General features: G+C 70.5%; 11 protein-coding genes. 8 read left to right on the top strand and 3 right to left on the bottom strand.

Annotation, left to right across the window (positions count from 1 at the left end; genetic code table 11):
• Window positions 1-138: 138 nt before the first annotated feature.
• The 4 genes from OG254_RS20315 to OG254_RS20300 are packed head-to-tail and all read left to right on the top strand — an operon-like array spanning window position 139 to window position 7,575.
• Window positions 139-1,080 (top strand): TIR domain-containing protein, encoded by a 942-nt coding sequence (locus tag OG254_RS20315; RefSeq protein WP_405583671.1) that lies wholly within the window; start codon window positions 139-141, stop codon window positions 1,078-1,080.
• Window positions 1,081-2,730 (top strand): hypothetical protein, encoded by a 1,650-nt coding sequence (locus OG254_RS20310; protein WP_405583669.1) that lies wholly within the window; start codon window positions 1,081-1,083, stop codon window positions 2,728-2,730.
• The gene (locus OG254_RS20305; protein WP_405583667.1) at window positions 2,727-3,782 is read left to right on the top strand and encodes an AAA family ATPase; all 1,056 of its coding nucleotides are present in this window, start codon (window positions 2,727-2,729) and stop codon (window positions 3,780-3,782) included. The genes OG254_RS20310 and OG254_RS20305 overlap by 4 nt, the downstream gene beginning before the upstream one ends.
• 49 nt (window positions 3,783-3,831) lie before the next feature.
• On the top strand, window positions 3,832-7,575 hold the full coding sequence (locus OG254_RS20300; protein WP_405583665.1) for a TIR-like protein FxsC: 3,744 nt from the start codon (window positions 3,832-3,834) through the stop codon (window positions 7,573-7,575).
• A 33-nt stretch (window positions 7,576-7,608) separates the two neighbouring features.
• Here OG254_RS20300 and OG254_RS20295 read toward each other — a convergent pair whose 3' ends face one another.
• Window positions 7,609-8,103 (bottom strand): GNAT family N-acetyltransferase, encoded by a 495-nt coding sequence (locus OG254_RS20295; RefSeq protein ID WP_405583663.1) that lies wholly within the window; start codon window positions 8,101-8,103, stop codon window positions 7,609-7,611.
• Between the two features lie 132 nt (window positions 8,104-8,235).
• Here OG254_RS20295 and OG254_RS20290 point away from each other — a divergent pair, with 132 nt between their 5' ends.
• Window positions 8,236-9,393 carry an alpha/beta hydrolase family protein gene (locus OG254_RS20290; RefSeq protein WP_405583661.1) on the top strand — a complete coding sequence of 386 codons (1,158 nt, stop codon included), beginning with the start codon at window positions 8,236-8,238 and terminating at the stop codon, window positions 9,391-9,393.
• Here the strand turns inward: OG254_RS20290 and OG254_RS20285 are convergent.
• Window positions 9,355-10,932, bottom strand: a complete 1,578-nt coding sequence (locus OG254_RS20285; protein WP_405583659.1) for an MFS transporter — start codon at window positions 10,930-10,932, stop codon at window positions 9,355-9,357. The genes OG254_RS20290 and OG254_RS20285 overlap by 39 nt on opposite strands.
• A gap of 391 nt (window positions 10,933-11,323) precedes the next feature.
• Between OG254_RS20285 and OG254_RS20280 the strand changes: the two genes are divergently transcribed.
• Entirely contained in the window at window positions 11,324-12,112 is a 789-nt protein-coding gene (locus tag OG254_RS20280) for an ABC transporter ATP-binding protein (protein ID WP_405583657.1), read from the top strand.
• Window positions 12,109-14,679, top strand: coding sequence for an ABC transporter permease (locus OG254_RS20275; RefSeq protein ID WP_405583655.1), 2,571 nt, complete (start codon window positions 12,109-12,111; stop codon window positions 14,677-14,679). Before OG254_RS20280 ends, OG254_RS20275 begins: the two co-directional genes overlap by 4 nt.
• A gap of 111 nt (window positions 14,680-14,790) precedes the next feature.
• Here the strand turns inward: OG254_RS20275 and OG254_RS20270 are convergent, their stop codons facing one another.
• Window positions 14,791-16,242 carry a DUF2079 domain-containing protein gene (locus tag OG254_RS20270; RefSeq protein ID WP_405583653.1) on the bottom strand — a complete coding sequence of 484 codons (1,452 nt, stop codon included), beginning with the start codon at window positions 16,240-16,242 and terminating at the stop codon, window positions 14,791-14,793.
• Window positions 16,243-16,653: 411 nt separating this feature from the next.
• Between OG254_RS20270 and mfd the strand changes: the two genes are divergently transcribed.
• Window positions 16,654-20,184: a transcription-repair coupling factor gene (mfd, locus tag OG254_RS20265; protein ID WP_405583651.1), complete on the top strand. Its 3,531-nt coding sequence runs from the start codon at window positions 16,654-16,656 to the stop codon at window positions 20,182-20,184.
• The last annotated feature ends 14 nt before the right edge of the window (window positions 20,185-20,198 follow it).

The raw sequence follows: 20,198 nt of genomic DNA, 5'->3' as shown, positions 1-20,198 counted from the left end.
GGACACACCAAGCCCATGCGCCCCACGCGTCTCTGTCCCGGAGTGGTGACACATCGTCAAACACCGTTCGCCACCGCCCCGGTTGGGCCATCATGTATCCACTCGACGTGGTTCGCGGGTAAGCAAGGGGGAGGCCACATGAGTGAGGGGGCACACCGGTCCTCGGACCCGGTGTTCATCTCGTACGCCCATGACGACGACAAGCACAGCGAGCGTGTCAGGGAGTTCTGCCACTTCCTCCGGTCGTGCGGGATCGCTGCCGACCTGGATCTGCCTGCGGGGGAACGCCGCCAGGACTGGGCGCTGTGGATGCTGCGCGGTATCCGGGACAGCCGGCAAGTGATCGTTGTCGCCTCGCCGGAATACAAACGGCGGGCGGAGGGCGATGCCGGGCCCGGTGACGGCGCGGGCGTGCAGTGGGAGGCGCAGTTGCTGCGGAGTCTCGTGTACGAGAATCCCGACGCCGCGCTGAAGAAGATCGTTCCCGTTGTCCTGCCCGAGGGCTCGCCCGCAGATCTGCCGGTATGGCTGGGCGGCAGCACCCATACCCGCTACAGCGTCGAGGAGTTCACCGTCGCGGGAGCGGAGGCGCTGCTGCGGCTGCTGACCGATCAGCCGTACGAGACCACGCCGGAGCTGGGACCGGTGCCCGTGCTGCCCCCACGTGAACCCGTCGGGACCGCCACTCAGCCGTTGATGTTGCCCGCGCCTGTCGTCGCGCCGACGTCGGTACCGGCACCGCAGCCGCCGCCCGCGACATTCGTACTCCCCGAGCAGAAGGCACTCCTCGACGCCCTTACCGCCTGCCCGGCACTCCACCGGCTCGACACCCGGCACGAACTCCTGGAGCTGATGGGCGAGTTCCTCGGACTCGGTCACGTCTTCGACGTGACCGAGTCCCCGGACACGCGGACGCATCTGCGCGCGCTGGACCGCCGTATCAGACGTACGACGCTGACCGCCGACGCGGCGCTGAAGGCGATGTACCTCGCGCTGGAGGAGATCGCGCCGGACGACGTCGGCACGCAGCGCGTGCGGGAGCTGCTCGTCGCCTCCGGACTGGCGCTCAGGGAGGCATGAGTGTCCTTCCGGCGCCGCTGGCTCGCCGGGGCACTCCGAGCGGGCCGGGTCAAACACCTGCGCCATGGCCGGTACTGGAAGGCCGACCGTCAACTTGAGGCGATCCTGCTCAGTACTGACGGGCTGCACGAGCTCGCCGTACGGCAGGAGCTGCTGCTGCTGACGGGCGAACGCATGGGCCTTGATTCGCCGCTTCTCGTGCGCGAGTCCCCGGACCCTGCGACGCATCTGCGCGCCATCGTCCGCACCGCCCGCCGCGCCGAGGCGTTGGGCGCGCTGCTGGCCGCGCTGTCGGTCGTCAGGCAGAACGACATCGGCACAGCTTGGTTCAGGCTCGCGGTCACGGTGCTGACCAGGCCGGACGGTCCGCTGCCGGGCGCCTGTGTGCTGAGCATCGTCGGTGAGCTGCGCGCTCATCCCCCGGAGTTCGGGCGCACCGCTGTGATCCACTACATGAACGAACGCCGTGCCGGGGGTCGGTCGCTGGACTGCCGCTCTGTGCTCCCGGACGTGCTGTTCCAGCTCTACGACGCCCGGGAGCCGATCGCCGACCCGGATGCCCCTCGGAGGGACCTTCTCGGCTTTCTGCGGCTGCTCGCCGCCGAGCAGGACCGCAGTAGCCGACTCGAAGCACTCGTCGTCTCCGTCCTGGACGCACGTCCCACCGACCAATTGGCACCCGTCGTCGCAGGAGCGCGGGCGAGCGGCGAGCGCCAGGTCATCATCCAGATACGGGTCGAGGAGGAGGACGCGCCGAGCGACCTGCCCTACACCCAGCGTCGCTACTCGCTGCGCGGATTCCACTACGAGGGAATCGCGGGCGCCAGGCCGGACTTCCACTGTTCGTGGCCCGCACCGGGACTGTTCAACGGCGACGAACTGATGCTCCGTGGCCACGAGTTCCTCGCTGCCTGGCGGGCACGGGAACAGGTGGACTGGGACGCGAACAAGCGGGTGGAGTTCCTGCTTCCGGACTCGCTGCTCGGCTATCCGGCCGAGCTGTGGTCCAGTGGCGCGGGCGACAAACCCCTCAGCCGCAGATGCCAGGTCGTCGTACGGTCCCTCAGACGGTACAAGGACGGTTTCCCGCACGACGAGTGGCTTCGGCGCTGGGAGGCCCTCGACCGGGACGGCGTGAGCGGTGACCCACTCGAGCGCATCGGCTGGATGAGCCCTGATGCCGCCGGCGGGGAGACCTGCGGAGACTCGCACTCCGCGTCCGAGGGCCGGCGTTGCCCGGACAGCAAGTATCAGTCGCTGCGCCTGACGGACCGCGCCGACGTGGAGGACTGGCTGCGGCACAATGCCGACCTCGCCTGCCTGGGGCTCGGCAAGCCGTACGACCATCACGATCCCCTGATCCGGGACGCCGTGCTCGACGCCCTGCTGGAGGACGGCATTCCCGTCATGGTCTGGCGACGCGACGCGGGCGACCCCGCCCACCTCCTGGACGAGCTGCGCAACGCCAAGCCACCCGCCCTACTGGCCGAACTGCCGGACAGCGTCCTGGAAGTGCGCAAACGCAAGCGTCATGACCCGGCGAGCGTCGGTAAGCAGATCACTCTGCTGTGGGACGACCCGACGTGTGTCTTCAGGAAACAGGACAGCCCGATGTCCGGCACCCGCGGCGCCGGCGAAGGAGCAGCATGACGCAGACGCAGGACTGGTGGGTCTACGAGGGGACCGGCACCCCCCACGACGGCATTGAACGCCTGCCCGAGGCACCCCCGTGGCGGGCCTTCCGACACGGTGGCGCCGAGCTGCTGGAGTCACCGCAGGTGCCGGACGACGACGCCCACCTCCGGCATCTGGGCCGCAAGGGCCAGGGAGAGGCCTATCAGGCGGGCGCCCGCGCGAAACACCTCGTCAACCTCGCACTGCACCTGCGCCGCCCCCTGCTGCTCACCGGCAAGCCCGGGACCGGCAAGTCCACGCTCGCCTACGCCGTCGCGCACGAACTGAAGCTCGGGCCGGTGCTGCGGTGGGCGATCACCAGCCGGTCCACCCTCAAGGACGGGCAGTACGAATACGACGCCGTGGGCCGCCTCTACGACGCCGGGCTCGGCAATGCCGGCGCACTGCGCAGCCCCGGAGGCGAGCGGCCCAAGCCACCGGACATCGGCAAGTACCTGTGGCTCGGACCGCTCGGGACGGCGTTGCTGCCATGGAAGCGGCCCCGGGTGCTGCTGATCGACGAGATCGACAAGAGTGACATGGACTTCCCCAACGACCTGCTGAATGTCTTCGAGGAGGGCGAGTTCGTCATCCCCGAACTGGCCCGCCTCGGGAAGGGGAGGCAATCGGTGATGACCGCCGATCGTGAGGTGGTGGATGTCCACGGGGGTGAGGTGGCCTGTGCGGAGTTCCCGTTCGTGGTGCTGACCAGCAACGAGGAGCGGGAGTTCCCCATGGCGTTCCTGCGCCGCTGCATCCGGCTGGAGATCGGGCCGGCGGATCAGGAGCAACTGACCGGCATGGTCGCGGCGCATCTCGGCGAGCCGGGCGTCGGCGGGAACAACGGATCCGCCGAGGTGCGGGGGAAGATCATCGCCCAGTTCCTGGCCAAGCAACGGGAGATGGGCACACTGGCCAACGACCAGTTGCTCAATGCGTTGCTCATGGCGGAACGAGGACTGTGGGACACCGAGGAGGGACAGTCCTTGCTCGGTGACGACCTGTTGCGGCCACTGGATCGAGGCTGAGCGGATCGTGACGGGGGCCACGGGAGCTGTGTCAGGGGACGAGGAAGCCGTGACGGGGGGCGAGTCCGCCGGGCAGGGCGATGTGCTGCGCGAAGAGCTCGCACGTCTCCTCGACGCCGGAGGCGCGCCGGACGCCACCGACGCACTCGATGTGCTGTGGATCGCCCGGCTCAGCGGCCTCGACCCGGTCGACTGGTCGCTCCTGGGCAGCGGCGCCGACCCCACGGCACCCGCGCCCTCCGCCGACCTCGCCTCACCGCCGCCGGAGGAGAAGCCATCTGCTCCGCTCCCCGACCCCGAGCCTCCCCTGGCCGGCATTCACCTTCCCGGCGCCGACGGCGCGGCCCCCGGCCGTCCCGGCGGTGCGCACGTCATCCGCGTCGCGCAGCCCTCGGCGCTCCCCGATGCCCTCGCCCTGACCCGGGCCCTGCGCCCGCTGCGCCAGCAAGTGCCCTCTGCGCGGGCCCGCACGCTCGACGTGGCGGCCACCGCCGCGGCTTCCGGCGACACCGGCCTGCTCCTGCCGATCCTGCGCCCGGCCACCGAACGCCGCTTCTCCGTGGACCTGTTGATCGACACGGGCACGACGATGTCGGTGTGGCATCGCCTGGCCGACGAGTTGCGCACCCTCCTGGCCCGGCACGGCGCCTTCGCCGACGTCCGCGCCTGGGCGCTGAACACGGACGGCCCGGAGCCCACACTGGCACCGTTCCGCAGGGGCGCGCAGGCCGTTTCGCCGACGCGACACTGGAAGCAGTCCCTGGCGGACCCGGCCGGGCGACGCGCGGTACTGGTCCTGACGGACGGTGTGGGCCCCGCCTGGCACGGCACGGAGCTGCCCGCCGCCCTCGCCGACTGGTCGGTCCGCCGCCCCGTCGCCGCGCTCCAGGTGCTGCCCAGCCGCCTGTGGCACCGTACTGCGCTACGCGCCCTGCCCGTGCGGGCGCGAGGCGCGGAAACCCACCGGGCCGCGATCGAGGTCCGGTCGACGGGACCGCTGCCGGGCATCGCGCGCGGGCGGGCGGGGGCGGCGGACCGGGCGCAGATCCGCTGGCTGCCCACTCTGGAGGTCTCGGGCGACTGGCTGGGGCCGTGGGCGCGGCTGGTGTCCGGTCGGACGGTGGAGCGCGTGCCGTTGCAGGCCGTACCGCTGACCGTCGCGCAACGTCCGGGTCCGGCTGATCCGACGGACGAGCCGAACACCCCGGCGGGGTGGATCTCGCGCTTCGAGGAGGGCTACTCGCCGGAGGCGTTCGGTCTGCTGCGGTTGCTGGCCGCTGCTCCGCTGAGCCTGCCGGTGATGCGGTTGGTCCAGCGCACCATGGTCCCGTCCTCCACGCCCATGCATCTCGCCGAGATCTTCGTGTCCGGGCTGCTGGTCCGCCGTACTCCGGCCGAGCCGGGAGAGGACCCGGACGGTGTGCTGTACGACTTCCGCGACGGTGTGCGCGACACCCTGCTCGAACGGCTGACCCGCACGGAGTCGTTGCTTGTGCTGGAGCAGGTCATCGACGGCGTGAGCGAGCGGGTGGCTGCGACGTTCGGCGGAGTCACCGACTTCGGTGCGCTGGTGATCGCCGTGAAGGAGAACGGCGGGCTGGACGGCCTCGAACTGCCGGAAGGAAGCCGCGCGTTTGCGGAAGTGGCGCTGGCGGTCATCGGCGGAGTCGGCGGGGACTACCGGGAAGTGGCCGCGAAGCTGGCGAGAAGGCGGACCGAGGCGGCGCCCCGGACCGAGTCGGCACCGGCCGAGGCGGTGCCGGAGGAGCGAGAGAAACGGCGGCGCGGGAGGCGGCTGGTTCCGTGGCTCCGGTCGAAGAAGAGCCTCACGATGACCGTGGGGAACGTCCAGGTGAGCGTCGGCGTCGGCAGTGACCTGAAGGGCGGCCGGGCCGGAGGGCCGCTACCCAGCCGGGTGCCCGAGCGGCCACCGTTCTACGTCCGCCGGGGTGAGGCCGCGGAGGTCGTGCAGGTGCTCCTCAGGGGGCACCCTGCGGAGCACAGGCGCTATCCCATCCGTGCAATGGCGACGTGTGTGATCGAAGGGGCCGCGGGGGTGGGCAAGACCGCGCTGGCAGCCGACTGTGCCGAGGCGCTGGCCCCGGATTTCACCTTGGTCAGGTGGATCCGTGCGGGCAGTCGCAAGACTCTGCTGGGAGACCTGACGGCGCTCGCTGACGACCTGGGAATCCCCCGTACAAAAGAGGAGCACCGCTCCTTCCCGGCCCGGCGCCTGGCCGACCTGCGTGACCACCTGACCCGACATCCCGGCTGGCTGCTGATCTATGACGGTGTCAGCTCGGCGACCTTCGCGTCCGCTCCTGACGATCCTGAGGAATCCGGCAAGTTGTGTCTTCCGCCCGAGGGGTACGGCAGCCTGTTGATGACTCGCGCCGAGCGGACACGGTGGCCGGCGGCGTACCGCACGGAGCTGCGGGACCCCGACGGTGCGTCAGCCGTGGAGTACCTCCGGGAGATGCTTGCCGGACATCGGGGCAAGGCGTGGAAATGGAGCGAGGAACTGGCCGACCTCGTCGACGTCGTGGGAACGCGACTGTCGGTGCTGGCGCACTTCGCCTCGAAGCTCCAGGAGGGTAGTCAGACGGCCGGCAGTCTTGCGGTGGAAACGCTGGTGGGCCGTGAGGAGGTCCGTGAATTCATGGGCTCACTGGTCTGGATCACCCGCGCCGGCGAATTCCTCGCCACTGGCGTCGCTGTGCGATCCGACGCCGTCCTGACCGCCGGCTTCGAGGTGACCTCCGGCCCGTTCCACATCCATCGTCTGGACGGTCGGGCCTTCCGCGTGCGCGACGTGATGACGCGTGACAGCAGGTCAGGGCTGATCATGATGCGGCTGGAGAACTCCGTGCTGTCGGCGGCGCCGCTCTCTCCCTTCGGTAGCCGGGAGGTGGGTGCCGCCTGGTACGCGAGCAGGCGCTCCTCGAAGGAGCCGGTGTGCACGGTGTCCCTTGCGGCCCGTTCGGCGGCAGGCCGCGGCCTCAAGAGCGCGGCATTGTTCGACAACGACGGAAGGCTGCACTCCATCGTCGTGTCGGACCGCGAGACCGTGTCGAAGCACGTTGTCACGTCGGGACTCATCGACGCGTTCATGGCGGAGATCACGCCGGGAGCGGTGATCCAGGTTCGGGACAGGGAGCCCGAGACCACGCCCTTCATGGAGCTGCAACAAGGGCCGCTGTTCTATCTGAGCTATGCCCGGACACCCGGTGCTCGCACGGGGTCCCGCAGCCGCGAGCACCGGTTCTTCGTCGATCTGACCCGGCAACTCGCGGAGCTGACCCACACCCCGCAGGAGGGCCTCGGCTTCATCGACGTGACGCTGCCGCCGGGTATGGAGTGGCAGCAGGCGATGAAGGGAGCGCTGGCCACGGCCAGGGTGTTCGTTCCCCTCTACTCGCCTCGCTATTTCAAGACCGCCTGGTGCGGCATGGAATGGGACGCCTTCGGTCGGCGCCAGCAGCGGGACAACGGCCTCCGCGGCCGCCAGAGTTCCGCGATCGTACCCGTGCTCTGGGCTTCCACGGAGCCCAGGCACCTGCCATCGGTGAGCTGGGGCATCCAGTACGCCGACCATGAGCTCGGTGACGTCTACGCCGACAGAGGCATGCTGGGGCTGATGGAGTTCGGCAGGCGCGGTGAGTACGAACGCGGGGTCCGACACATCGCCGAGACGATCGTCCACACGGCTCAGGCGACCCATCTGGCACCTTGTGACCCCCACCTCTTCGACGGCCTGCGCAACGCCTTCGAGGATGAGGAGCCCCAGGTGTGAACGCGCGGACCTCGCCGGCCGCTTTCCGCCCTGTCAGTGCCCGAGATGCTCGCGTCGATAGCGGACCCCGGGCTGACCGTCGATCGTCGTGTCCCCCACGACGACGAACGCGTTCCTCTCCAGGACGGTCCGGGACCCCAGGTTGTCGAGCGTGGTGACCGCCACCAGGGAGGTCAGTCCGTACGTCGCTGCGGCCATCCGGCACACCTGAGCCACCGCCGCCGTCGCGACACCTTTGCCCGCCGCGCGCTCGCCTATGCGGTAGCCGAGTTCGGCGGAGCCGTCCTCGGCGTCGAGCAGGTTGATACGGCCGACCAGGCGCCCCTCATCGTTCAGCACGACGTGGAAATGGCAGACCCCGGCGTCCTGTTCGGCCAGCAGTGCCTTGTGCCTGGCCGCGAATCCCGTGGGGGTGAAGTACTCGTCCCCGCGGTCCGGCACCGTGCGGGCGAAGTACTCACGGTTCTCCCGCTCGAAGGCCAGCACGGCGTCCGCGTGGTCGGCGCGCAGGCGCTCCAAGGTCAGCATGAGGACAGGGTATGCGCCTACGACCGTACGGCTGTCCGACCGTGGTAGGTCACCGGTACCGCCGCTCGGCACCCACGTCCTACGACCGCGGACTGACGCCAGGTCAGGGGCCCGCGGCCTAACGTCCTCGGCATGAACAGACCACGCTTCTCAGCGCTGGCGGTGTCCGCCGCGCTCGTGCTCGGACCGGCCCTGACCCTGCCCGCGGTGGCCGCGGGGCCGGACTTTTCGGCCTCCGTCGTCGCTGCCGCGGCATCGGCCCAACTGCCCCGTCCCACCGGCCCGTACACCGTCGGCCGCAGCACCCTCCACCTTGTCGACGCCGACCGTCCGGACCCCTGGGTTCCGTCCGCAGGGCCCCGTCAGCTCATGGTGTCCATGTACTACCCGGCGCGCCCCGGCACGAGCGGACCGACCGCTCCCTACATGACCACCGAAGAGGCCCGCCATCTTCTTGAGCTGAGGGCGCCGGACGCCACCGTCCCGCCCGAGACGATCAGCGGCGTCCGTACTTGGGCGCACCCCGACGCCCGCCCCGCGAACGGCAGGTTCCCGCTCGTCGTGCTCTCGCCCGGGTTCACGTTCCCCCGGTCCACCCTCACCGGACTCGCCGAGGACATCGCCAGTCGCGGATACGTTGTCGCGCTGGTCGACCATCCGTACGAGAACGCCGGTACGACCCTCCCCGACGGGCAGACCCTGCCCTGCGCCATCTGCGACAAGTTCTCCTCGATCGGCGGCTCGACGGTCGCCGGGAGCCGGGCCCAGGACGTCTCCTTCGTGCTCGACCGGCTGACCGGGCGCCACCCGGCGTGGCGGTACGCGCGCGTGATCGACACCAAGCGGATCGGCATGGCCGGGCACTCCATCGGCGGCGCCTCCACCGCAGCGACGATGGCCGGTGACGCGCGCGTGCGGGCCGGCGTGAACATGGACGGCACGTTCTTCGCCCCGGTCCCCGCCGACGGGCTCCACGGGCGTCCCTTCCTGATGTTCGGGGCCAAGGACCGGCACGACGACAAGACCTGGCACCAGAGCTGGGCCGACCTGGACGGCTGGAAGCGCTGGCTGACCGTCACCGGCGCCGACCACGGCTCCTTCACCGACGTACCCCTCCTCGCGGGCCTGGCCGGGATACCGGACACCGCTCCAATGCCCTACGAGCGTTCACTGGCCCTCACGCGCGCGTACGTCGCCGCCTTCTTCGACCTGCACCTCAAGGGCGTCCCGCAGCCGCTGCTGGACGGACCGTCACCGGACAACCCCGAGGTCGTCGTCCGGCTTCCCTGAGTCGTCCGGCTTCCGTGAGCCGTCCGGCTTCCCTGAGTCGTCCTCCTTCAGGACCGGGAACCGCTTCGGCGCCAGCAGCAACAGCACCAGAAAGGCCAGCGCCGCCGCGCACGACGCCCCCAGATACACGGCGTGCACCGCGTCGGCGATGGCCCGCCCGGTGGCCTCTGGGGCCCTGCCGCCGGAATCCAGCGCCCGGGTCACCGAGTCCAGGTCGCTCGCCCCGCCGAGCCGTGACGCCAGCACACCGTTGGCCACCGCGCCGAAGAGCGCCGCGCCCAGCGTCTGGCCCGTCTGCCGGCAGAACAGCACCGACGCCGTCGTCGTCCCTCGCTCCGACCAGCCGACCGTCGACTGCACGCCCACGATCAGCGGCAGTTGGAACAGCCCCAGCGCCGCCCCCAGCAGCAGCATCAGCAGCGTCGGCTGCCAGGCCGCCCCGGGATACGGCAGGAACAGGAACGCCAGCAGGATCAGCGAGGCCGTCGCGATGCCCAGCATCGCCGTGTTGCGGAAGCCGATCCTTCGGTACACGTGCTGGCTCAGCGCCGCCGACACCGGCCAGCTCAACGTCCAGACGGACAGCACGAATCCGGCCGCCACCGGGGCGAGGCCCAGGACCGCCTGTGCGTAGAGGGGCAGGAACACCGTCGGCGCCACCATCAGCAGACCCAGCGCGCCGAGCGCCAGGTTCACCGCCGCGATCGTCCGGCGCCGCCACACCCACCCGGGGATGATGGGTTCGGCCGCCCGGCGCTCCACCAGCACCACGACCGCCGCGAGCGCCAGTCCCGTGGCGAACAGGGCCAGGGACGGGGCCGACAGCCAAGGCCAGGCCACACCGCCCTGGACCAGTGCCGTCAGCAGGACGCCCCCGCACGCGAACACCGCCAGCGCGCCTGCCCAGTCGACACGCGCGCGCGTGCCCGTCGACTCGCGCTGCGGCTCGTGCAGGTGGCGGGCGATCAGCCACAACGCCACCGCCCCTATGGGCAGGTTGATGAGGAAGATCCAGCGCCAGTCCGCGTAGGCCGCCAGGACCCCGCCGAGGCCCGGCCCGGTCACCGCCGACAGCGCCCACACCGAGGACAGCTTGGACTGGATCTTCGGGCGTTCCTTCAGCGGGTACAGGTCGGCGGCCAGCGTCTGGACCGTGCCCTGAAGAGCGCCGCCGCCCAGCCCCTGCACGATCCGGAACGCGATCAGCGCCGCCATGTTCCAGGCCACCGCGCACAGCAGCGACCCCAGCAGGAACACCGCCGCGCCCGCGATCAGCACCGGCTTGCGGCCGAAGGTGTCGGAGAGCTTGCCGTAGACGGGGAGGGTCACCGTCACCGCGAGCAGGTATCCCGAGAACAGCCAGGAGAAGACGGAGAAGCCACCGAGGTCGCCGACGATCTGCGGTACGGCCGTGGAGACGATGGTGGAGTCGATCGCGACCAGCGCCATCGCGAGCATCAGGGCCGCGACCACGGCCGTGCGTCTGTCGGTTCCGGTGCGCTGTGCGGTGTCGCGTATCGCGGGTCTCGTACTGCCCACCGGGTCCCTCTCCTTTTGCTTTCCCCTTGCACCTATCCGCCGCCGAACAGCTTCCCACTTGACCCTCACGCCGCGGGAGGGTGGAGGCTCGATGGGCCGGAGGGGGGAGGCAACCCCGAGCCGTCCTCCGCCGAAGGGCGGAGAGCCCCTAGGGGGACCTCCGTACTACGTCTCGGGGAGGGTTGGTACCGCCGGACGACGAGACGGCACCGGTGCCGTCCTTAACCTGGCTTTACGCCGCTGGGGGGCGGCTGACCGAACCAGCGGGGGTGGGGTTTTCCCCCGCACAAGAGGGGGCCGGGCACCAGCGCGCCGGACCCTGTCCCGCCACGAGACTGAACGACGTAGCAGTACTCGTGATTCACCTGCTGACCGACTTAGGAGACATACCGTGACATCGGCTGTGACCATTCCCAGGCACGGGGGCACTGGAAGGACTACGGCCGTTGCCGCGCGGGCGCGGCAGGTCGTCAAGGCGTACGGGTCGGGGGAGACCCGGGTCGACGCCCTCGACCACGTCGACGTGGACATCGCGCGGGGCCAGTTCACCGCGATCATGGGTCCCTCGGGATCCGGCAAGTCCACGCTCATGCACTGCCTCGCCGGGCTCGACACCGTCACCAGCGGCCAGATCTACCTCGACGAGACCGAGATCACCGGGCTGAAGGACAAGAAGCTCACACAACTGCGCCGGGACCGGATCGGTTTCATCTTCCAGGCGTTCAACCTGCTGCCGACGCTCGACGCCCTCGAGAACATCACGCTGCCGATGGACATAGCGGGCCGCAAGCCCGACCGCGCGTGGCTCGGGCGCGTCGTCGACACCGTGGGGCTCTCCGACCGGCTCAAGCACCGGCCGACCCAGCTCTCCGGCGGCCAGCAGCAGCGCGTCGCCGTCGCCCGCGCCCTGGCCGCCCGCCCGGAGATCATCTTCGGTGACGAGCCGACCGGAAACCTCGACTCCCGCGCCGGCGCCGAGGTCCTCGGCTTCCTGCGCAGGTCCGTCACCGAGCTCGGGCAGACCATCGTGATGGTCACGCACGACCCGGTCGCCGCCTCGTACGCGGACCGGGTGCTGTACCTCGCCGACGGACGCATCGTCGACGAGATGTACAAGCCGACCGCCGACGCCGTCCTGGACCGCATGAAGGACTTCGACGCCCGGGGGCGTACGTCATGACCGTCCTGAAGACCTCGATGCGCAACTTCTTCGCGCACAAGGGGCGGATGGCCCTGTCGGCCGTGGCCGTCCTGCTGTCGGTGGCCTTCGTCTCGGGGACCCTGGTGTTCACCGACACGATGAACACCACCTTCGACAAGCTCTTCGCCGTCACCTCCTCCGACGTCACCGTCAGCCCCAAGGAGGCCAAGGACGAGGACGACGGTGCCGGCACCGGCAAGCCCGCCTCGCTGCCCGCCTCGACCGTCGAGCAGGTCGCGGCCGTCGACGGCGTCCAGAAGGCGGAGGGCTCGGTCGGCTCGATGAGCGTGACCGTCGTCAACTCCGAGAACAAGAACATGGGTTCCTCCACCGGCGCGCCCACCATCGCCGGCAACTGGACCAAGAACGACCTGAAGTCCATGGAGATCACCTCCGGGCACGCCCCGCGCGGGCCCACCGAGGTCATGGTCGACGCGGACACCGCCGACAAGCACGACCTGACGCTCGGCGACCAGTTGCGCACCATCGCCGCCACCGGCGACATCCGCGCGCGGATCGTCGGCATCGCCTCCTGGAAGGTGACCAACCCGGGCGCGGCCGTCGTCTACTTCGACACCGAGACCGCCCAGCGCACCCTGCTCGGCGCCACCGGCCGCTTCACGCAGGTCTCCGTCACCGCGGCGGACGGCGTGAGCGACGCGCAGCTCAAGGCGAACGTCGCCGGTGCCCTGGACGGCGCGTACAAGATCCAGACGGCCAAGGAGGCCGCCGACGAGAACCGCAAGGACGTCGGCGCGTTCATGGACGTCATCAAGTACGCCATGCTCGGCTTCGCCGGGATCGCGTTCCTGGTCGGCATCTTCCTGATCATCAACACCTTCTCGATGCTGGTCGCCCAGCGCACCCGTGAGATCGGCCTGATGCGGGCGATCGGCTCCTCGCGCCGGCAGGTCAACCGGTCCGTGCTGGTGGAGGCCCTGCTGCTCGGCTTCATCGGCTCCGTCCTGGGTGTCGGTGCCGGTGTCGGCATCGCGATCGGCCTGATGAAGCTCATGTCGATGGCCGGCATGAACCTCTCCACCGCCGACCTCACCGTGAAGGTGACGACCCCGGTCGTCGGCCTGATCCTCGGCGTCGTGGTGACGGTGCTGGCCGCCTACCTCCCGGCCCGCCGCGCCGGCAAGGTCTCCCCGATGGCCGCCCTGCGCGACGCCGGCACACCGGCCGACGGCAAGGCGGGCTGGGTGCGCGCCCTGGTCGGACTCGTCCTGACGGGCGCGGGCGCCTTCGCGCTGTACGCGGCCGCCACCGCCGACAAGGCGAGCGACGGCGCGCTGATGCTGGGCGGCGGTGTGGTGCTGTCCCTGATCGGCTTCGTGGTCATCGGCCCGCTCCTCGCGGGAGCGGTGGTCCGGGTGATCAGCGCGGTCCTGCTGCGCGCCTTCGGCCCGGTCGGCCGCATGGCCGAGCGCAACGCCCTGCGCAACCCGCGCCGTACCGGTGCCACGGGCGCCGCCCTGATGATCGGCCTCGCGCTGGTGGCCTGCCTGTCGGTCGTCGGCTCCTCGATGGTCGCCTCGGCGACGAGCGAGCTGGACAAGTCGGTGGGCGCGGACTTCATCGTCATGAGCGAGCAGCAGGATTTCGTGCCGCAGGCCGAGAAGGCCATGCAGCAGACGCCCGGCCTCGCCCATGTCACCCGCTACAAGGACGTCGACGCCACCCTGACCTCGCCGGACGGCAAGACCGACGACAGCGGCATCACGGCCGCCGACCCGACGTACGCCGAGGACCTGCGCCGTACGACCACAGCGGGCACCCTCTCCGCCGCCTATGGCAAGGACGCCATGTCGGTCGGCTCCGACTACGCCAAGAAGCACGGCGTGCACGTCGGAGACACCATTGACGTCGCCTTCAAGGGCGGCGAGACGGCGAAGCTGAAGGTCGCGGCCATCACGGACGACGACACCGCCATCGACCAGGGCGCTCGCTACCTGAGCATCGAGACCCTGTCGAAGTACCTCCCCGCCGACCGGATCCCGCAGAACGTGATGATGTTCGGCAAGGCGAAGGAGGGCCAGGAGGAGGCGGCGTACGCGGCCCTGAAGAAGTCCCTCGACGCCTACCCGCAGTACCAGGTCCGCGACCAGACCGACTACAAGCAGGAGTTGAAGGACCAGGTCGGCCAGCTCCTGAACATGGTCTACGGCCTGCTGGCCCTGGCGATCATCGTGGCGGTCCTGGGCGTGGTGAACACCCTGGCGCTGTCGGTGGTCGAGCGGACGAGGGAGATCGGCCTGCTGCGCGCGATCGGTCTCTCCCGCCGCCAGCTGCGCCGCATGATCCGCATGGAGTCGGTGGTCATCGCCCTCTTCGGCGCCCTGCTGGGCCTGGGGCTGGGCATGGGCTGGGGCGCGACGGCCCAGAAGCTGCTGGCTCTGGAGGGCCTGAACGTCCTCGACATCCCGTGGCCGACGATCATCGCGGTCTTCATCGGCTCGGCCTTCGTGGGCCTGTTCGCGGCGCTGGTGCCGGCGTTCAGGGCGGGCCGGATGAACGTACTGAACGCGATCGCGACCGAGTAGCCGGGCGAGGAGCCGCCGAGTAGCCACCGCACACGGGGGTTGCGGGGGACGGGCCCGGTCCGGGAGGTGTCACCTTCCGGACCGGGCCCGGACGTATGCGGGGCCCTGCTGCTATCCCGTCCGGCGCTCCAGCAGTACGACTCCGTAGGCGGTGCCGGTGATGGCGTACTGGGCGCGCGGGTGAAGGGTCCGGGCGTAGGCCTCGACGTCGCGATAGCGCTTGCGGGAGTTGTCGAGGGCGATGAAGTCGGGGTTAATGCCTTGCGTATTGCTCACCCAGAAGACCCGGCAGCGCGAGGTGAGCCGGCTGATCGGGGCGATGTTCGCCTCGACGGAGGCGTGGTCGGGCACCTCGGCGAGGAGCCGCTCGATGGCGCTCACGCGCGCGGGCTTGCGGTAGATCTCGCTCTCGGTCAGCGCGGCCAGCGGCAGCGAGGTGGTCAGCGCGAGGGAGGCGGCCGCGACGGCGGCGGGCAGGTGCTGGACGTACGAGCGCAGCCACGCGCGCGTGCTGTGCCGGGTGCTGACGAGGGCGTCGACGAGCGCGAAGGTGACGATGGGCATCAGGACGGCGTTGTAGTGCCAGTCGGTGCCCCAGTACTGCGGATACGAGGAGACGAAACGCCAGCCGATGGTGGGCAGGGCGACGAGCAGGACGGGGGAGCGCAGGGCGAGCAGTCCGGAGGTGGGGATGAGGAGCCAGCCCACTGTGCGGAGCTTGGTGTCGAGGCCGTCGAAGGGACCGCCGCCGCCCGACTCGCTCACCTTGTTCCAGTAGTCGTAGCTGCCGGCGGAGTTGAAGCTCGGTATGAGCAGCAGCAGGGTCGCCGCGAGGGCCACCACACCGAACACGGCGACGCCGAGCGCGTACCGGGCCGCGCGCGGGGATTCCTGGCGCGCCCGCCAGGCGACGACCAGGGCGAGCGCCGTCAAGGTGAAGCCCAGGTCCTCCTTCACCAGGACCAGCGGAAGCGCCCAGAGCAGGGCGGCCCGCCACCGCCGGGCGAGCAGCGCTTCCAGGCTGAAGGCGATCAGCGGTACGGCGAAGCAGATCTCGTGGAAGTCGAAGTCGACCGCCTGCTGAAGCCCCCACGACAGCCCGTACGCGACACCGATCGCGAGCCCGCGCCGCCGCCCGAGCAGCCGGGCCGCGGCCCTCGTGACCGGGACGGCGGAGAGAGCGAACAGCGCGGCCTGCGCGAGAAGCAGGGTGATGGACGAGGGAAAGAGCCGGTACACCGGCGCCAGCAGCACCGTCACCGGGCTGAAGTGATCCCCCAGGATGTTGAACCCGGGCCCCTTCAGGTCGGCGACCGGCGCCTGCAGGTGTGCGTACGACCGGATGACCTGCTCGAATATCCCGAGATCCCACGACTTCTGTCCCAGATGCCGGTAACGGCCCACGGAGACGATCGCGTACCCGACGAACAGCGCGACGGCCAGCAGCCAGGGGTCACGCCGACCGGGACCGGGCCGGTCGTCCCCCGAGGCGTGCGGGGCGGAGGCCGGTATGTGGGGGTCCGGGGACGCGTCAGGAGTCGTGGAGGCGGCGGGGGTGGGCATGGGGGGACTTTACGTGGGGGCGGCGGGGCGACCGGTCGCGGCCCTGGCCGCTCGCCGTTGCCGGCGGCTCTGTGCCGTTGGTGGCGGCTCTGCGCCGTTGCTTGCGGCTCTGCGCCGTGGGCCGGTCTGTGACGTCGGCCGCTCTGCATCGTCGGCGGCTCTGCGACGTCGGCCGGTCTGCATCGTCGGCCCCTCTGCATCGTCGGCCGCTCTGCGTCGGCGGCCGGCTTCCCACGGCGGTCCCACGCGGTGGTCCCACGCGGCGGTGCCGTCAACGCCGGACACCGGGAGAACGGACGTTATCCACAGGCCCCGGCGCCTGCCCGCGCAGCGACGTACGCTGGAACACCCGGCCCGTCATGCGTGTCGGGCCCTTCGTGTTGCCCACCTCCTCGGACGGAAGCGCCCTCCATGAGTCTGCACGGTCTGCTCGACGCCGTAGTCAAGGACACCGCCCTCGCGGAAGCGATCACGGCGGCCGCAGACGGCAACCGCATGCACGTCGACCTGGTCGGCCCCCCGGCGGCGCGCCCGTTCGCGATCGCCGCCCTCGCCCGCGAGGCCGACCGCCCGCTCCTGGCGGTGACGGCGACCGGCCGTGAGGCGGAGGACCTGGCGGCGGCCCTGCGCTCCCTCCTCCCCTCGGAGGGCGTGGTGGAGTACCCGTCCTGGGAGACCCTCCCGCACGAGCGCCTCAGCCCGCGCAGCGACACCGTGGGCCGCCGCCTCGCCGTCCTGCGCCGCCTCGCCCACCCCAGCTCCGACGACCCCGAGACCGGCCCCATCTCCGTCGTCGTCGCGCCGGTACGTTCCGTCCTTCAGCCCCAGGTCAAGGGCCTCGGCGATCTGGAACCGGTGGCCCTGCGCACCGGCCGGACCGCCGACCTCAACGCCGTCGTGGACGCCCTGGCGGCCGCCGCGTACGCGCGCGTGGAGCTCGTCGAGAAGCGCGGTGAGTTCGCCGTGCGAGGCGGCATCCTCGACGTCTTCCCGCCCACCGAGGAACACCCCCTGCGCATCGAGTTCTGGGGTGACGACATCGAGGAGATCCGCTACTTCAAGGTCGCCGACCAGCGCTCCCTCGAAGTCGCCGAGCACGGCCTGTGGGCGCCGCCCTGCCGCGAGCTGCTGCTCACCGACGACGTCCGCGCACGCGCGCGTGCCCTCGCCGAGGAGCACCCCGAGCTCGGCGAACTGCTCGGCAAGATCGCCGAGGGCATCGCGGTCGAGGGCATGGAGTCCCTGGCGCCGGTCCTCGTCGACGACATGGAGCTGCTGCTCGACGTCCTGCCCAAGGGCGCCATGACGGTCGTATGCGATCCAGAACGGGTACGCACGCGTGCCTCCGATCTCGTCGCGACCTCGCAGGAGTTCCTCCAGGCGTCCTGGGCCGCCACGGCCGGCGGCGGCGAGGCACCCATCGACGTCGGCGCGGCCTCCCTGTGGTCCATCGCGGACGTCCGTGACCGGGCGCGCGAGCTGGACATGATGTGGTGGTCGGTGTCGCCGTTCGCCGCTGACGAGACGCTCGACGCGGACACCCTCAAGCTCGGCATGCACGCCCCCGAGTCGTACCGCGGCGACACCGCCAAGGCCCTCGCCGACACCAAGGGCTGGCTCGCCGACGGCTGGCGCACGGTCTTCGTGACCGAGGCGCACGGCCCCGCGGCCCGCACGGTCGAGGTGCTCGGCACCGAGGGCGTGGCGGCCCGCCTGGAAGCGGACCTCGGGGAGATCTCCCCGGCCGTCGTCCATGTCGCCTGCGGCTCGATCGACTACGGCTTCGTGGATCCGGCGCTCAGGCTGGCCGTGCTGACCGAGACCGACCTGTCCGGGCAGAAGGCGGCCGGCAAGGACGGCGCCCGGATGCCGGCCCGCCGCCGCAAGACCATCGACCCGCTCAGCCTGGAGACGGGCGACTACATCGTCCACGAGCAGCACGGCGTCGGCCGCTACATCGAGATGGTGCAGCGCACCGTCCAGGGCGCCACGCGCGAGTACCTCGTCGTCGAGTACGCCCCCGCCAAGCGCGGCCAGCCGGGCGACCGGCTGTACATCCCCACCGACCAGCTGGAGCAGATCACCAAGTACGTCGGTGGCGAGGCGCCCACGCTGCACCGCCTGGGCGGCGCCGACTGGACGAAGACCAAGGCGCGCGCCAAGAAGGCCGTCAAGGAGATCGCGGCCGACCTGATCAAGCTGTACAGCGCGCGCATGGCGGCGCCGGGGCATGCCTTCGGCTCGGACACCCCCTGGCAGCGCGAGCTGGAGGACGCCTTCCCGTACGCCGAGACCCCCGACCAGCTGACGACCATCGCCGAGGTCAAGGAGGACATGGAGAAGTCGGTCCCGATGGACCGCCTGATCTGCGGCGACGTCGGTTACGGCAAGACGGAGATCGCGGTGCGGGCCGCCTTCAAGGCGGTCCAGGACGGCAAGCAGGTCGCGGTCCTGGTCCCCACGACGCTGCTGGTGCAGCAGCACTTCGGGACGTTCTCCGAGCGCTACTCGCAGTTCCCCGTCAACGTGCGCGCCCTGTCCCGGTTCCAGACCGACACCGAGGCGAAGGCGGCCCTGGAGGGCCTGCGCGAAGGCTCGGTGGACATCGTGATCGGCACGCACCGCCTGTTCTCGTCGGAGACCAAGTTCAAGGACCTGGGCCTGGTCATCGTCGACGAGGAGCAGCGCTTCGGCGTCGAGCACAAGGAACAGCTGAAGAAGCTGCGCGCCAACGTCGACGTACTGACGATGTCCGCCACCCCGATCCCCAGAACCCTGGAGATGGCGGTCACCGGCATCCGTGAGATGTCGACGATCACGACCCCGCCGGAGGAGCGGCATCCGGTCCTGACCTTCGTCGGCCCGTACGAGGAGAAGCAGATCGGCGCCGCGATCCGCCGCGAACTGCTGCGCGAGGGCCAGGTCTTCTACATCCACAACCGCGTCGAGTCGATCGACCGCGCGGCCGCGCGCCTGCGCGAGATCGTCCCCGAGGCACGCATCGCGACGGCGCACGGCCAGATGTCGGAGACGGCGCTGGAGCAGGTCGTCGTCGACTTCTGGGAGAAGAAGTTCGACGTGATCGTCTCGACGACGATCGTCGAGTCCGGCATCGACATCTCCAACGCCAACACCCTGATCGTCGAGCGCGGCGACAACTTCGGCCTGTCCCAGCTGCACCAGCTGCGCGGCCGGGTGGGGCGTGGGCGCGAGCGTGGGTACGCGTACTTCCTGTACCCGCCGGAGAAGCCGCTGACCGAGACGGCCCACGAGCGCCTCGCCACCATCGCCCAGCACACGGAGATGGGCGCGGGCATGTACGTGGCGATGAAGGACCTGGAGATCCGCGGCGCCGGCAATCTGCTGGGCGGTGAGCAGTCCGGCCACATCGCGGGGGTCGGCTTCGACCTGTACGTCCGTATGGTCGGCGAGGCGGTCGCGGACTACCGGGCCTCGCTGGAGGGCGGTGTCGAGGAGGAGCCGCCGCTGGAGGTCAAGATCGAGCTCCCGGTCGACGCGCACGTCCCGCACGACTACGCGCCCGGCGAGCGGCTCCGGTTGCAGGCCTACCGCGCCATCGCCTCCGCCAACACGGAGGAGGACGTCAAGTCCGTCCGCGAGGAACTCGTCGACCGCTACGGCAAGTTGCCCGAGCCGGTCGAGAACCTCCTCCTGGTGGCCGGCCTGCGCATGCTGGCACGCGCGTGCGGAGTCGGCGAGATCGTCCTGCAGGGCAACAACATCCGCTTCGCGCCGGTGGAGTTGCGGGAGTCCCAGGAGCTCAGGCTCAAGCGCCTGTACCCGGGCACTGTCATCAAGCCGGCGGCGCACCAGGTGCTGGTGCCGCGCCCGAAGACCGCGAAGGTGGGCGGGAAGCCGTTGGTCGGGCGGGAGTTGCTCGGGTGGGTGGGGGAGTTCCTGGCGTCGATTCTGGGGTCTTGATGTCGAATCTGGGG

The sequence above is a fragment of the Streptomyces sp. NBC_01092 genome (assembly GCF_045039535.1).
In the GTDB taxonomy this organism is placed as follows: Bacteria; Actinomycetota; Actinomycetes; order Streptomycetales; family Streptomycetaceae; genus Streptomyces.
The sequence above is the reverse complement of the archived record's forward strand: the minus strand, read 5'-3'. Positions and strand labels throughout refer to the sequence as shown.